Annotated in this window: 15 protein-coding genes; 9 read left to right on the top strand and 6 right to left on the bottom strand. The window is 61.8% G+C overall.

Annotated elements, in window-relative coordinates:
* The first annotated feature begins 1 nt into the window (after position 1).
* The 7 genes from SJY08_RS19350 (at position 2) to SJY08_RS19320 (ending at position 6,293) form a co-directional block, all read left to right on the top strand.
* On the top strand, positions 2 to 778 hold the full coding sequence (locus SJY08_RS19350) for a thiazole synthase (RefSeq protein ID WP_377277671.1): 777 nt from the start codon (positions 2 to 4) through the stop codon (positions 776 to 778).
* Positions 775 to 1,380: a thiamine phosphate synthase gene (locus tag SJY08_RS19345; protein ID WP_377277669.1), complete on the top strand. Its 606-nt coding sequence runs from the start codon at positions 775 to 777 to the stop codon at positions 1,378 to 1,380. Before SJY08_RS19350 ends, SJY08_RS19345 begins: the two co-directional genes overlap by 4 nt.
* A gap of 87 nt (positions 1,381 to 1,467) precedes the next feature.
* Positions 1,468 to 2,376 carry a diaminopimelate epimerase gene (gene dapF / locus SJY08_RS19340; protein WP_377277667.1) on the top strand — a complete coding sequence of 303 codons (909 nt, stop codon included), beginning with the start codon at positions 1,468 to 1,470 and terminating at the stop codon, positions 2,374 to 2,376.
* Positions 2,373 to 3,665 carry a tRNA (N(6)-L-threonylcarbamoyladenosine(37)-C(2))-methylthiotransferase MtaB gene (gene mtaB / locus SJY08_RS19335; RefSeq protein ID WP_377277665.1) on the top strand — a complete coding sequence of 431 codons (1,293 nt, stop codon included), beginning with the start codon at positions 2,373 to 2,375 and terminating at the stop codon, positions 3,663 to 3,665. Before dapF ends, mtaB begins: the two co-directional genes overlap by 4 nt.
* Positions 3,666 to 3,684: 19 nt before the next feature.
* On the top strand, positions 3,685 to 5,037 hold the full coding sequence (gene ftsY / locus SJY08_RS19330; RefSeq protein ID WP_377278676.1) for a signal recognition particle-docking protein FtsY: 1,353 nt from the start codon (positions 3,685 to 3,687) through the stop codon (positions 5,035 to 5,037).
* A gap of 27 nt (positions 5,038 to 5,064) precedes the next feature.
* The gene (locus SJY08_RS19325; RefSeq protein WP_069042761.1) at positions 5,065 to 5,706 is read left to right on the top strand and encodes a septation protein A; all 642 of its coding nucleotides are present in this window, start codon (positions 5,065 to 5,067) and stop codon (positions 5,704 to 5,706) included.
* Positions 5,703 to 6,293 carry a DUF2585 domain-containing protein gene (locus tag SJY08_RS19320; protein ID WP_377277663.1) on the top strand — a complete coding sequence of 197 codons (591 nt, stop codon included), beginning with the start codon at positions 5,703 to 5,705 and terminating at the stop codon, positions 6,291 to 6,293. Before SJY08_RS19325 ends, SJY08_RS19320 begins: the two co-directional genes overlap by 4 nt.
* A 10-nt stretch (positions 6,294 to 6,303) precedes the next feature.
* Here SJY08_RS19320 and SJY08_RS19315 read toward each other — a convergent pair whose 3' ends face one another.
* Genes SJY08_RS19315 through ccmA form a run of 5 tightly spaced genes read right to left on the bottom strand, consistent with a single transcriptional unit; the run spans position 6,304 to position 9,191 of the window.
* Positions 6,304 to 6,894, bottom strand: coding sequence for a DsbE family thiol:disulfide interchange protein (locus SJY08_RS19315; protein WP_069042760.1), 591 nt, complete (start codon positions 6,892 to 6,894; stop codon positions 6,304 to 6,306).
* The gene (gene ccmD / locus SJY08_RS19310; protein ID WP_054150056.1) at positions 6,891 to 7,064 is read right to left on the bottom strand and encodes a heme exporter protein CcmD; all 174 of its coding nucleotides are present in this window, start codon (positions 7,062 to 7,064) and stop codon (positions 6,891 to 6,893) included. The genes SJY08_RS19315 and ccmD overlap by 4 nt, the downstream gene beginning before the upstream one ends.
* Positions 7,061 to 7,828 carry a heme ABC transporter permease gene (locus tag SJY08_RS19305; RefSeq protein WP_054150055.1) on the bottom strand — a complete coding sequence of 256 codons (768 nt, stop codon included), beginning with the start codon at positions 7,826 to 7,828 and terminating at the stop codon, positions 7,061 to 7,063. Before SJY08_RS19305 ends, ccmD begins: the two co-directional genes overlap by 4 nt.
* A 59-nt stretch (positions 7,829 to 7,887) precedes the next feature.
* Positions 7,888 to 8,547, bottom strand: a complete 660-nt coding sequence (gene ccmB / locus SJY08_RS19300; RefSeq protein ID WP_054150054.1) for a heme exporter protein CcmB — start codon at positions 8,545 to 8,547, stop codon at positions 7,888 to 7,890.
* On the bottom strand, positions 8,544 to 9,191 hold the full coding sequence (gene ccmA, locus SJY08_RS19295; RefSeq protein WP_300890251.1) for a heme ABC exporter ATP-binding protein CcmA: 648 nt from the start codon (positions 9,189 to 9,191) through the stop codon (positions 8,544 to 8,546). The genes ccmB and ccmA overlap by 4 nt, the downstream gene beginning before the upstream one ends.
* A gap of 273 nt (positions 9,192 to 9,464) precedes the next feature.
* Here ccmA and acnA point away from each other — a divergent pair, with 273 nt between their 5' ends.
* Both acnA and SJY08_RS19285 read left to right on the top strand, forming a co-directional pair.
* Positions 9,465 to 12,158, top strand: coding sequence for an aconitate hydratase AcnA (gene acnA, locus SJY08_RS19290; RefSeq protein WP_054150053.1), 2,694 nt, complete (start codon positions 9,465 to 9,467; stop codon positions 12,156 to 12,158).
* Between the two features lie 162 nt (positions 12,159 to 12,320).
* A complete protein-coding gene (locus tag SJY08_RS19285) occupies positions 12,321 to 13,109 on the top strand; it encodes a thioredoxin family protein (protein WP_054150052.1) in 789 nt (262 codons plus the stop codon).
* Between the two features lie 271 nt (positions 13,110 to 13,380).
* Here the strand turns inward: SJY08_RS19285 and SJY08_RS19280 are convergent, their stop codons facing one another.
* Positions 13,381 to 14,013: a 2-dehydro-3-deoxy-6-phosphogalactonate aldolase gene (locus SJY08_RS19280; RefSeq protein ID WP_377277659.1), complete on the bottom strand. Its 633-nt coding sequence runs from the start codon at positions 14,011 to 14,013 to the stop codon at positions 13,381 to 13,383.
* Position 14,014 lies beyond the last annotated feature (1 nt).

The following is a 14,014-nucleotide window of genomic DNA, read 5'->3' as shown; positions in this document are numbered from 1 at the left end:
CATGGCCCTCGAACTCTATGGCAAGACCGTCTCGTCGCGCCTGCTGCTCGGCACCGCGCGCTACCCCTCGCCCGCGATCCTTGCGGAAGCAGTGCGGCGGTCGAAGACCGAGATCGTCACCGTTTCGCTGCGCCGGGAAACCGCAGGCGGCAAGGCGGGCGGGGCCTTCTTCCAGCTGATCCGCGATCTCGGCGTTCGGGTTCTGCCCAACACCGCCGGCTGCCACAGCGCCCGCGAAGCGGTGCTGACGGCGAAGATGGCGCGCGAGGTCTTTGGCACCCACTGGATCAAGCTCGAGGTGATCGGCCATCACGACACACTGCAGCCCGATGTTTTCGAACTGGTGGAAGCGGCAAAGATCCTTGTTGCCGAGGGATTCGAGGTTTTCCCCTACACCACAGACGATCTGGTGGTCGGCGAGAAGCTGCTCACCGCCGGCTGCCGGGTGCTGATGCCCTGGTGCGCGCCGATCGGCAGCGCCATGGGGCCGCAGAATCTGCCGGCACTCAAATCCATGCGGGCGGAATTTCCCGATGTGCCGCTGATCGTCGATGCCGGCATCGGTCGTCCCTCCCATGCGACTGTTGTGATGGAACTCGGCTATGACGCCGTGCTGCTCAACACCGCTGTTGCCTCGGCCGGCGATCCCGCTGATATGGCAGAGGCCTTTGCCAAGGCCATCGAGGCTGGGCATATCGCTCATGAAGCAGGCATGCTCGAACCGCGCGACATGGCCGTGCCGTCAACGCCTGTGATCGGAAAGGGGGTCTTCGCATGAAGCTCGATCCCTTCTACCTGATCGTCGACAGCGCCGACTGGATCGAACGGCTGGTGCCGCTGGGCGTCAAGCTGGTGCAGTTGCGGATGAAGGACGCCGAGGAAGGTATGCTTCGCCAGCACATCCGCCGCGCCCGGCAATGCTGTGCTGATCATGGCTGCCAACTCATCGTCAACGACTACTGGCAGATCGCCATCGACGAGGCCTGCGACTTCGTGCATCTCGGCCAGGAGGATCTGGCAACGGCAGACCTCGCGGCGATCCGCAGCGCAGGCCTGAAACTCGGCCTCTCGACCCATGACGAGGCGGAACTCGAAACGGCGCTCGCCGCCAAGCCGGACTATGTTGCCCTCGGCCCCGTCTATCCGACGATCCTGAAAAAGATGCCCTGGGCGCCGCAGGGTTTGGAACGGCTGACAGCGTGGAAGGAAAAGATCGCTCCCCTGCCCCTGGTCGCGATCGGTGGTCTTCGTCCTGACCGTCTACCCGGTGTTTTTGCAGCGGGGGCAGACAGTGCGGCGGTGGTCACCGACATCACACTCAATGCCGATCCCGAAGCGCGGACCCGGGAATGGCTTGATGTGACCAAGCGCTGGCGTTGACCATGGTCGTGCAGTTTTGGCTGCTCTACTGGTAATTCGGCTGCATTTCCGCCATATAGGCTGGAAATGCAGCTTTCTGGAGTGACGATGTCGGATCGGGTCGAATTCGCGAGGATGAACGGGCTTGGCAACAAGATCCTGGTCGTCGACATGCGCGGTCGGACCGACAGGGTGACGCCGGCTGCCGCGATTGCGCTCGCCGCTGACCCTGCGACGGCCTTCGACCAGATCATGGCGATCCATGATCCCAAGCTCGACGGCACCGACGCCTATATCGACATCCTGAATTGCGACGGCTCGAAGGCCCAGGCCTGCGGCAACGGCACGCGCTGTGTGGTGCAGGCGCTTGCCAGCGAAACCGGTCGCAAGAGCTTCACCTTCCAGACCATCGCCGGCATCCTGAACGCCGTAGAGCATGCGGATGGCACGATCTCCGTCGACATGGGCAAGCCAGTCTTTGCCTGGGACAAGATCCCGCTCTCGGAAGAATTCCACGACACCAGCCGCATCGAGCTGCAGATCGGTCCGATCGACGCGCCGATCCTGCATTCGCCCTCGGCCATGTCGATGGGCAATCCGCATGCTGTGTTCTGGGTCGATCGCGACCCGATGACCTATGACCTGGAACGTTTCGGGCCGCTCTTGGAAAACCATCCGATCTTCCCGGAAAAGGCCAATATCACGCTGGCCCAGGTCATCTCGAAGACATCAATGGTGACACGCACCTGGGAACGCGGCGCCGGCCTGACGCTCGCCTGCGGGTCTGCCGCCTGCGCCGCCGGCGTATCCGCCGCTCGCACAGGGCGCACCGAGCGCGAGGTCACGATCACGGTGGCGTCGAGCCCCAATCGCGGCACGCTGACCATCGACTGGCGGCCAGACGACAAGGTCGTGATGACCGGTCCCGCCGAATGGGAATGGTCGGGCACGGTTGATCCGACGACCGGCGGCTGGCAGCGCGATGTGAGCGCCGATGCAGAGGCCGCCACCCCGTGACTTCCGTGCAAAAGGGTTCTGTCGAGGTCATCACCTTCGGCTGTCGCCTCAACACCTATGAATCCGAGGTCATGAAGGCGGAAGCGGCCAAGGCCGGGCTGAACAATGCCATCCTCGTCAACACCTGTGCGGTCACCTCGGAAGCCGTGCGCCAGGCCCGCCAGGCGATCCGCCGGGCACGTCGGGAGAACCCTGAGGCCCGCATCATCGTCACCGGCTGTGCTGCCCAGACGGAAGCGCAAAACTTCGCTGATATGCCCGAGGTCGATGCTGTCCTCGGCAACGAGGAAAAGCTCAAGGCCGAGCACTACCGCCGCCTGCCGGATTTCGGTGTCTCGGCGGAAGCGAAGGTGGCCGTCAACGACATCATGAGCGTGACCGAAACGGCACCGCAGATGGTGGCGCATATCGACGGCCATGTGCGCGGTTTCCTGCAGGTGCAGAATGGCTGCGACCATCGCTGCACCTTCTGCATCATCCCCTATGGCCGAGGCAATTCGCGCTCCGTGCCGATGGGCGCCGTCGTCGAACAGGCGCGCAAGCTCGTCGAAAACGGCTATCGCGAGGTGGTGCTGACCGGCGTCGATGCGACGAGTTATGGCGCCGACCTGCCCGGCAATCCGACGCTTGGCCTTCTTGCCAAGACGCTCCTGAAGCAGGTGCCGGAGATCCTTAGGCTGCGCCTCTCCTCGATCGACAGCATCGAGGCCGACGGCCATCTCTTCGACCTGATCGCCGAGGAACCGCGTTTCATGCCGCATCTGCATCTGTCGCTGCAGCACGGCGACGACATGATCCTGAAGCGCATGAAGCGGCGGCATTCGCGCGCCGATGCCATTACCTTTGCCGAACAGGTCCGGCGCCTGCGCCCCGGCTTTGCCTTAGGTGCCGATGTGATCGCCGGTTTCCCGACGGAGACCGAGGAGATGGCAGCAAACTCCGCGCGCCTTGCCGAGGAGATCGGCATCGCGCACCTGCATGTCTTTCCCTACAGCCCCCGCCCTGGCACGCCGGCAGCGCGCATGCCGCAGCTGGACCGGGCACTCGTCAAGGCGCGTGCCGCAGACCTTCGGGCCGTCGCCGATCAATTGCAGGCTATCCATCTCGCCTCGCGTGTCGGGACCCGGCAGAAGCTGCTGGTCGAGCGCAACGAAATGGCGCATACGGAAGACTTCACCCTCGTTGCAGCGCCCGGCATGAACCCCGGCAGCCTCGTCGAGGTCTCGATAGGCGGCCATAACGGTCGCCATCTGACGATTGTATCGGCAGCGGCTGACGCGGCTGCATGAGAGACGGAATAGAGTGACCATGGCCCTCGGCTTCATCAAGAAAGTCTTCACCTTCGGCAAGGAGAAGCCGGCAGAAACGCCCGTAGCGCCGGCGGAGCTGACGGCCGAGGAGAAGGCTGCGATTTCGGCCGAAAGCGAGCCGAAAGATCGCGACGAAGATTTAGTCGTGGCCAAGGACCCGGTTCTCGCAGAAGAGATGGAAACGGCCGGCGGACCGGCGGACGATCTGTCGCCCGAAGATCTCTCCATGGTGCCGCTAGACCTGCTCGAGGCCGAAGCCGAGGAAGACGAGGCCGAAGCTCAGGCAGTGACGGCCGACGAGCCAGAGGCAGAAGGTGAATCCACAGCCGTCTCGGATTCTGTATCGGAGCCAGTTGTCCCCGTCCTGCCCAAGGGTTTCGCCACCGCTGAGACCAGGGCGCCAGAACCCGAAGCCCCTGCCCCGGCAGAGAAACTGAGCTGGTTCCAGCGCCTGAAGGCCGGCCTCTTCCGCACCTCCTCGCAGCTGACGAGCCAGATCACCGCGCTCTTCACAAAGCGCAAGCTGGATGACGAGACGCTGGAGGAGCTGGAAGACCTATTGATCCAGGCCGACCTCGGCGTCGAAACGGCGCTCCGCGTCACCGACACGCTGGCCTCCGAACGCTATGGCAAGGATGTGACCGGTGAAGACGTCACCAAGATCATGGCGACAGAGATCGTCAAGGTACTGAAGCCGGTCGCCAAGCCACTGGCGCTCGATCTCAGCCACAAGCCGCATGTCATCCTCGTTGTCGGCGTCAACGGCACCGGCAAGACGACGACCATCGGCAAGCTGGCCGCCAAGCTGTCGGGCTCGGGGCTGAGGGTGATGCTTGCTGCCGGTGACACCTTCCGTGCGGCCGCCATCGAGCAGCTGAAAATCTGGGCAGACCGCACCGGCTCGACCTTCATCGGCACCAAGCTCGGCGCCGATGCCGCAGGCCTCGCCTATGAAGCCTTCGAGAAGGCCAAGGCGGAAAAATCCGATGTCCTGATCATCGATACCGCCGGCCGGCTGCAGAACAAGACGGAGCTTATGGCGGAACTCGAAAAGATCGTCCGCGTTCTCGGCAAGCTGGATCCGGATGCGCCGCATACCGTGCTGCAGACGCTGGATGCCACGACAGGCCAGAACGCCCTGCAGCAGGTCGAGATCTTCCGCAACGTGGCGGGCGTCAACGGCCTGATCATGACCAAGCTCGACGGCACGGCGCGCGGCGGCATCCTTGTCGCCATCGCCGCCAAGCACAAGCTGCCCGTCTATTTCATCGGCGTCGGCGAAGGCATCGACGACCTCGAACCATTCGAGGCGGAAGACTTCGCCAGCGCCATTGCCGGCATCGCGCGCTGAGCGCCGGAAACTTTAGGGAACGACATCATGTCGGATACATCCACCGATACCCACGCCTCCAAGGCCGAGAAACAGAATCCCCTGCTGAAGATGGCGCTCGAACTCGGGCCGCTCCTGATCTTCTTCTTCGGCAACCTGCGCGGCGAATGGCTGGCCCGGACATTTCCGGAGCTGACAGCGATCGGCGGGCCGCTCTTGATTGCGACCGCCCTCTTCATGGCCGCAACCATCCTCTCGCTGATCATTTCGAAGATCGTCTTCAAGCACCTGCCGGTCATGCCCTTTGTCTCGGGCATTGTCGTCCTGGTCTTCGGCGGCCTGTCGATCTGGCTCCAGGACGACACCTTCATCAAGATGAAGCCGACGATCGTCAACACGCTCTTCGGCGTCGTTCTGCTCGGGGGCTTGGCCTTCGGCACCTCGCTTCTGGGTTACGTCTTCAACGCTGCCTTCCAGCTGGACGCTGAAGGCTGGCGGAAGCTGACGCTCCGCTGGGGCATCTTCTTCCTCTTCCTCGCCGTGCTGAACGAGGTCGTCTGGCGCAATTTTTCGGATGATGTCTGGGTCAGCTTCAAGGTCTGGGGCACCATGCCGATCACCATCCTCTTTACGCTCGCCCAGATGCCGCTGATCATGAAGCACTCGCTGGAAGAGAAGGAAGCGGAATGACCGATACGACCAGCCAGGCGGGCGAGAACTCGACGACGCGTTTCTGGCTGGCGGTGACCTTCGTCATCATCCTCGTTCAGGTTGTCTCCCAGTATCTGATGGGGCGGCTCTGGATCTGCGAATGCGGCTATGTGAAGCTTTTCGAAGCAGGCGTGAACACGCCTGGAAACTCCCAGCATCTGTTTGACTGGTACACTCCGTCTCACATCATTCACGGCTTCCTCTTTTATGGCCTCGGCTGGCTCGTGCTGCTCAAAAAGCCGCTCGCGGCAAAGCTCGCGCTCGCAGCGTTGATCGAAGCCGGCTGGGAAATCCTGGAAAACTCGCCTCTTGTCATCGACCGCTATCGGACGGCCACCATGGCGGTCGGCTATAGCGGCGACAGCATCCTGAACTCGGGGATGGATATGGTCGCGATGATCGCCGGTTTCTTCTTTGCGGTGCGCGCGCCGATCTGGCTGACGGTGGTGCTCACGATCGCGTTCGAAATCCTGACGGCCATCGTCATCAGAGACAACCTGACGCTCAACGTCGTCATGCTGGTTTGGCCGATCGAGGCGGTGAAGACATGGCAGGGAGCTCTCTGATCGAGGAGGCTCAGCTGCCGGCCAGGGCCTTTTCGATCGCAGGCATCAGCTGGGTCTTGAAGCTCTCCGGATCGAAGGGACCGACCTTCTTGTAGAGGATCATGCCATCGGGTCCCACGAGATAGCTTTCCGGAATGCCATAGACGCCCCAATCGATGGCAGCCTTGCCATTTGGATCAACCCCGATCGCATCGTAGGGATTGCCGAGTTCGCCAAGAAACCGAAGCGCGTTGTCGTTGCGGTCCTTGTAATTGATCCCGACGACATTGACGCGTGGGTCCTTGGAGAGTTCGAGCAGCATCGGGTGTTCCTGGCGGCAGGGCACGCACCAGGAGGCAAACACGTTAACCAGCGTCAGCTTGCCGGAAATGGCGGCCGTGGTCAGTGCTGGGAGCTCGGAGCCCTCAAGAGCGGCAAGATCGAGTACCGGTGCCTTGGTCCCAATCAGGGCCGACGGGATCTCCGATACGTCGCGACCGGATTGAAGCTGGGTCATGAAGACGGCAGCCAGACCGGCAAACAGGACGAGCGGCAAGGCGGCAATGAAGTACCGCCCACGCCCCTTGGAACCGGCTACTTCGGTTTCGCTGCGCTCGGTCATGCCGACGTGTCCTGTCCGGCAGAGGCCGAACGGCGGCGAATGCCCTGTCCTTCAAGTGCTTTCAGTTCCGCCTGTCGGGCCCGACCGTCGAGATAGATCCAGACGGCCAAGCTGAGACAGATGGCAGCTGTCAGTACATAAGATCCAATGACGTAGAAGGCGTGCGTCATGCCTGATGCTCCCGGCCAGCCTGACGGGCTGCCATGCGGCGCTGTGCGCCGACACGGCGGCGCCATATCTCGTTGCGCATCGCCATCAGATGCAGCGTGAAGAAGAGGAGGGTGAAGGCCAGAGCCATGACGAGGAGCGGCCAGAGAAACTCGGGATGGATGGTAGGACCGTCGAGGCGCATGACGCTGGCCGGCTGGTGCAGCGTGTTCCACCAGTCGACCGAGAACTTGATGATCGGGATGTTGACGAAGCCGACCAGGATCAGGACGGCGCTGACACGCGCAGCCTTGGACGGGTCGTCCATGGATCGATTAAGCGCAATCAGGCCCAGATACATCAGGAACAGCACGAAGACCGAGGTGAGGCGAGCATCCCAGACCCACCAGGTGCCCCACATGGGCTTGCCCCACAGCGAACCAGTGACGAGAGCAATCAGCGTAAAGGCCGCCCCGAGGGGGGCAGCAGCCTTGTGGCTGACATCCGCCAGCGGATGACGCCAGACCAGCGTGCCGATCGCCGAGAGTGCCATCACGGAATAACACATCATCGAGAGCCAAGCGGCAGGCACATGCACATACATGATGCGCACGGTATCACCCTGCTGGTAGTCCGTCTCTGACGTGAAACCAAGGTATAGCCCCACGACAAAGAGGAGCGCGGTAATGCCGACGAACCACGGCAGGGCCCGCTCGACAAAAGCGAGGAATCGCGTCGGGTTGGCGAGATCGATAATCTTGGTCAGGGCGATGCTATTGTCGGTCATGCCTTGTTCTAGCCTGTCTCAGCCGGCCCTGCAATTGATCCTAGTCAAGCCGAATTGTCTCAATCGCCTGAACTGCGCAAGGCGGCGGCCGCACCCACGGGTCCGATCACGGCAAAGAGAAGCGTGATGGCCGAAAGGAACATGAAGGGCGGCAGGAAAGGGGCAGGATCCTCCACCGCCGCATAGGAGGCACTGACACCGAAGATCAGCACGGGGACGGCAAGCGGCAGCACGAGAATGGACACCAGCAGACCACCGCGGGGCAGGGCGACGGCGACCGCGGCACCGGCCGCACCGATGAAGGTGATCGCCGGCGATCCGACCAGCAGTGTCAGCATCACGGCGCCGATGGCGACCTCATCCATGTTCATGAAAAGGCCGAGAAGGGGCGAGGCGATCACGAGCGGCAGACCGGTCGCAACCCAATGCGCCAGGCATTTGACAAGCACTGTGAGCACGAGCGGTGTTTCCTGCATCAGCAGAATGTCGAGCGACCCGTCGTCGCGTTCGGCCTGGAACAACCGATCGAGGCCGAGCAGGGCAGAGAGCAGGGCCCCGATCCAGACGATGGCAGGTCCGATCCGCGAGAGCAGATTGAGATCCGGCCCCACACCGAAGGGGATGACGGCAACGACCGTGGTGAAGAACAGGACACCGATCATCGCGCCGCCGCCGGCACGGACGGAGAGTTTCAGATCCCGGAGAAAAAGCGCCATCATGCGGAATACTCCAATTCGACGCCATCGAAGCCGAGCATCTCCAAGGTCTGGGCTCCTTCCATCCCGAGCGGCTGATGGGTTGCGGCAAGTGCGATACCGCCAGACTGCCGGTGACGGCGCACGAGCTCTTCGAACATCGCGTCCGCCTTGCGGTCGAGTGCAGCCGTCGGCTCGTCGAGGATCCAGACCGGGCGATGCGCGACAAGAAGCCGCGCCATGGCGAAGCGCCGCTGCTGTCCGGCAGAAAGATAGCCGTACGGAAGATGCGTGATGCCGGAAAGATCGACGGCCGCAGCCGCCTCCTCCACGCTGAGCCCCACTCCTCCGCCGATATCGCCGAGGAAGGATTTCCAGAAGGCGAGGTTCTCGGCGACCGTCAGTTCGCGCTTCATGCCGTTTCGATGGCCGAGGTAATGGCTGAATTCTCCGGCGGGCCGGGCCTCTACGTCCGCGTCGGAGACACAGACCGCCCGGCCTGTCTCCGGACGAAGAAGTCCGGCAATGACGCGCAGAAGCGTCGATTTTCCGGAGCCGTTTCGGCCCGTCAGAACCATCGCTTCTCCTGGAGCCAACTTAAAGGAAACATTAACGAAAATCAGATCCTCGCCACGGCGCGCTGAGAGATTTTCGGCTTCGAACCTGATCATGGTCGCCTTCTGGCAGGATGAGGCCTGCCTCATAAAAAATTCCGTTTTCGTCCTTCGTCGGTCTGGCGCCTTTCTTAGAAATTATCTATAAGACCTGCAACCACGCCAGCGGCCGGCGTGAAGTTCATCCTTGTGCCGAACTTGAATATCGCGAGGAGCGATTTTCACGTGCGGACAGCGGAAATGGTCGTACCCGCATCCTGATGTGCATGAAGTGCATAGGCGTCCGCACGATTGTGTTGGCTATCAGAATATGCGGGGTTTCTATCCGTGGCTAAATCTCTCGACAGCTTCAATTGCCGGTCGGTCTTGACCGTCGACGGCAAAGACTATGTCTACTACAGCATCCCGAAGGCCGAAGCGAACGGTCTTGCCGGTGTATCGAAGCTCCCTTACTCGATGAAGGTGCTTCTCGAGAACCTTCTCCGTAACGAAGATGGCCGTTCGGTCACCAAGAAGGACATTCAGGCCGTTGCCGAATGGCTTGCTAACAAGGGCCTGACCGAGGCAGAAATCGCCTACCGCCCGGCCCGCGTGCTGATGCAGGACTTCACCGGCGTTCCCGCCGTCGTCGACCTCGCTGCCATGCGCGACGCCATGGTCAATCTCGGTGGTGATCCGGAAAAGATCAACCCGCTGGTTCCGGTCGACCTCGTCATCGACCACTCTGTCATCGTCGACGAATTCGGCACGCCGACAGCTTTCGCCCGCAACGTCGAACTCGAATACGAGCGCAACGGCGAGCGCTACCGCTTCCTGAAGTGGGGCCAGCAGGCGTTCAAGAATTTCCGCGTCGTGCCGCCCGGCACCGGCATCTGTCACCAGGTCAATCTGGAATACCTCGGCCAGACCGTCTGGACCAAGGATGAGGACGGCGAAACCACCGCCTACCCGGACACCTGCGTCGGCACGGACAGCCACACGACGATGATCAACGGTCTCGGCGTTCTCGGCTGGGGTGTTGGCGGTATCGAAGCCGAAGCCGCCATGCTCGGCCAGCCGGTCTCCATGCTGCTGCCTGAAGTCATCGGCTTCAAGCTGACCGGCAAGGTCAAGGAAGGCGTGACCGCGACCGACCTCGTTCTGACCGTCGTGCAGATGCTGCGCAAGAAGGGCGTCGTCTCCAAGTTCGTCGAATTCTACGGCCCCGGCCTTGATTCGATGTCGCTCGCCGACCGTGCAACGATCGGCAACATGGGTCCGGAATACGGCGCGACCTGCGGCTTCTTCCCGGTTGATGGCGAAACCATCAACTACCTGACCATGTCCGGCCGCACCAAGGACCGTATCGCCCTCGTCGAAGCCTATTCGAAGGTTCAGGGCATGTGGCGTGACAGCGACGGTTCGGATCTCGTCTTCACCGACACGCTGGAACTCGATCTCGGCGACGTTGTCCCGTCCATGGCCGGCCCGAAGCGTCCGGAAGGCCGCCTGCCGCTCGAAACCATTGCTCCTAACTTCGCAACGGCGCTCGAAGGCGATTACAAGAAGCCCGGCCAGCTCTCGAACCGCTACGCGGTTGAAGGCACGGACTTCGACCTGGGCCATGGCGACGTGGCGATTGCCGCAATCACCTCCTGCACCAACACCTCGAACCCGAGCGTGCTGATTGCAGCTGGCCTTCTCGCGCGCAACGCCGTTGCCAAGGGCCTGAAGTCCAAGCCGTGGGTGAAAACCTCGCTTGCGCCGGGATCTCAGGTTGTCGGCGAATATCTCGCCAAGTCGGGCCTTCAGACTTCACTCGATGCCCTCGGCTTCAATCTCGTCGGCTTCGGCTGCACCACTTGCATCGGCAACTCCGGCCCGTTGCCGGCGCCAATCTCGAAGACGATCAACGACAAGGGCCTGATCACCGCAGGCGTACTTTCGGGTAACCGTAACTTCGAAGGCCGCATCTCGCCTGACGTCCAGGCCAACTACCTGGCATCTCCGCCGCTGGTCGTTGCCTACGCGCTTGCCGGCACGGTCCAGAAGGACCTGACCACGGAGCCGCTCGGTGAAGACCAGAACGGCAACCCGGTCTTCCTCAAGGACATCTGGCCGACCTCGCACGAGATCCAGGAGTTCATCCTGAAATACGTCACGCGCGAACTTTACGAATCGAAGTATGCCGACGTCTTCAAGGGCGACGAAAACTGGCAGGCCGTTCAGGTCCCCGCCGGTCAGACCTATGCCTGGGATGACAAGTCGACCTATGTCCAGAACCCGCCTTACTTCGTCGGCATGGGCAAGACTGGCTCGGGCCTGAAGAACATCAACGGCGCCCGCGTCCTTGGTCTCTTCGGCGACAAGATCACCACCGACCACATCTCTCCGGCCGGTTCGATCAAGGCAGCGTCTCCGGCAGGTGCCTACCTGACCGACAACGGCGTCGGCGTGGCGGACTTCAACCAGTACGGCACACGCCGCGGCAATCATGAAGTCATGATGCGCGGCACCTTCGCCAACATCCGCATCCGCAACCACATGCTCGGCCCGAACGGCAAGGAAGGTGGCTACACCGTCCACTATCCGTCCAAGGAAGAGCTGTCGATCTATGATGCAGCCATGATGTACAAGGAAGAGGGCGTTCCGCTCGTCATCTTCGCCGGCGTCGAATACGGCAACGGTTCGTCGCGCGACTGGGCAGCCAAGGGCACCAACCTTCTCGGCGTCAAGGCCGTGATCGCCCAGTCCTTCGAGCGCATCCACCGCTCGAACCTCGTGGGCATGGGCGTCGTGCCCTTCACCTTCGAAGAAGGTACCACCTGGGCTTCGCTGAACCTCAAGGGCGACGAGATCGTGACGATCGAAGGCCTGGAAGGCGACATCAAGCCGCGCGAGAAGAAGATCGCCAAGATCACCTACTCCGACGGCACCGTGAAGGACGTACCGCTGCTCTGCCGCATCGATACGCTCGACGAAGTGACCTACATGAACAATGGTGGCATCCTGCAGACCGTTCTGCGCGATCTCGCCGCCTGATCGGTTAAAGCACAAAACCAAGAGAGGCCGCCGGGAAACCGGCGGCCTTCTCTTTTGCACCAGCACGCTCGGCCGGTGCCGAAAGTTTCACCCCATCGTGACTTCCCGCATGGCGCTCTTGGCGCTATCAGTGCTGCACTCAAGTGAAGGCATCTCGATAGCATGCGGCACAAGAATTCTGACAAGACAACGGCATGGGTCACGGCATGGGCAATGGTGGCCCTCGCCGCCGCAAGCCTGTTCCTCTTTCCGGGGCAAGGTACGGCCGAGGAATTTGTCGAACCTAAGGGTGTCGTCGAGCTCTTCACCTCGCAGGGCTGCCGTTCATGCCCACCTGCCGATCGCGCCTTCGAGAAACTGGTCCGCCAGGGCGAGGTGGTGGCACTCTCCTATCACGTCGATTACTGGAATTATCTCGGTTGGGCCGATACGCTTGCCACGCCCGAGAACACCGAGCGGCAATATGCCTATGCGAAGGCCTTTGGCCGAAGCGGCGTTTACACGCCCCAAGCGGTTCTCAACGGTCGGGAGCACCTGAAGGGTACCGACGCAACGGATATCGACCGCCGCCTCCAGAAGCTCCAGTCTGCCGGCAAGGGCCTGCTTGTGCCCATCCGCGCCTCGCGGCACGACGACCAACTGACGATTTCGGTGGGTGCCGGACGCGGCAAGGCCAATGTTGTCGTCGTTTACTTCCGCCAGCATCAGACCGTCGAGGTCCTGAAGGGTGAAAACACCGGACAGAACCTGGACTACTGGCACAGCGTGACCGATGTGCAGACTGTCGGCATGTGGGACGGGAAGCCCCTGGACATCACGCTGCCCGCCAGACGCATGGGCGACGACAAGAGCGACGGCTGTGCGATCCTGCTGCAAACGGCAGATGAAAAAGGAAACCCCTCCCATATCGTCGGTGCGACGATGATGATGGTGAAGCCGAATACGCTGTGAGGGAAAACAACCTGGTGTGGTCCGGCCCGGAAGCATTGGGGGGCTGGGGGTAAGGGGTCAATGCGCCAGACCGGACCTTTTGGCGCACCGCGCCAACCAAGTTAGTTATACTATATCGCAAAAAGCGGCGCAGGTATGTTCAAATTTGGGCAGCTGCACGTTTATCTGATTTGACGCGTGATATCGGTCACACGCGATATTCATAAGTTGAAACGAAAAAAGCCCGTCCGGCAGGCGGACGGGCTCTTAATGCAGATAAGGTCGTTCCCACTTAGCCCTGCAGGGCGTCGTAGGCCTCCACGCTTTTAGCCGCACGCTCGCCAATCAGCTTGGCATCGTCGCCCGGCTTGTACAGGCTGGAGCCAAGACCGAAGGCACGAACGCCGACTTTCCAGTAATCGGCAAAGTTGGAATCGGAAACACCGCCGACCGCGCCGATCGGCAGATTCGGTGGCAGGATGGCCTTGATCGCCGAAATACCGCCTGGTCCGAGAACGCTTGCCGGGAAGAACTTCAGCGCAGCAGCACCACACTTGGCAGCGAGAAGCGCTTCGGTCGGCGTGAACACGCCCGGCATTGCGACCATTCCATGGGCGACGGCACGCCTGATAACGTCGGGTTCGACATTCGGGGTGACGAGCAGATTTCCGCCGACGTCATGAAGGCGATCGACCTGGGCAACCTCGAGCACGGTGCCGGCGCCGATCAGCACGTTTGCGGGAGCGCGCTTGCGCGCCTTTTCGATCGAGACGAAGGGATCAGGGGAATTCAGCGGCACTTCGATCGCTTCGAAGCCAGCCTCGATGAGAACATCGACGGTTGCCTCGATCTCGGTCGGCTTGATGCCGCGCAGGATGGCAACGAGGTTGCGGCGAAGGGCGGGCCAGGCAACGGAGGCAGTCATC

Source organism: Rhizobium sp. R86522 (assembly GCF_042466255.1).
Lineage (GTDB): Bacteria > Pseudomonadota > Alphaproteobacteria > Rhizobiales > Rhizobiaceae > Allorhizobium.
Note: the sequence above shows the minus strand (reverse complement) of the source record. Positions and strands in the feature narration are given on the sequence as shown.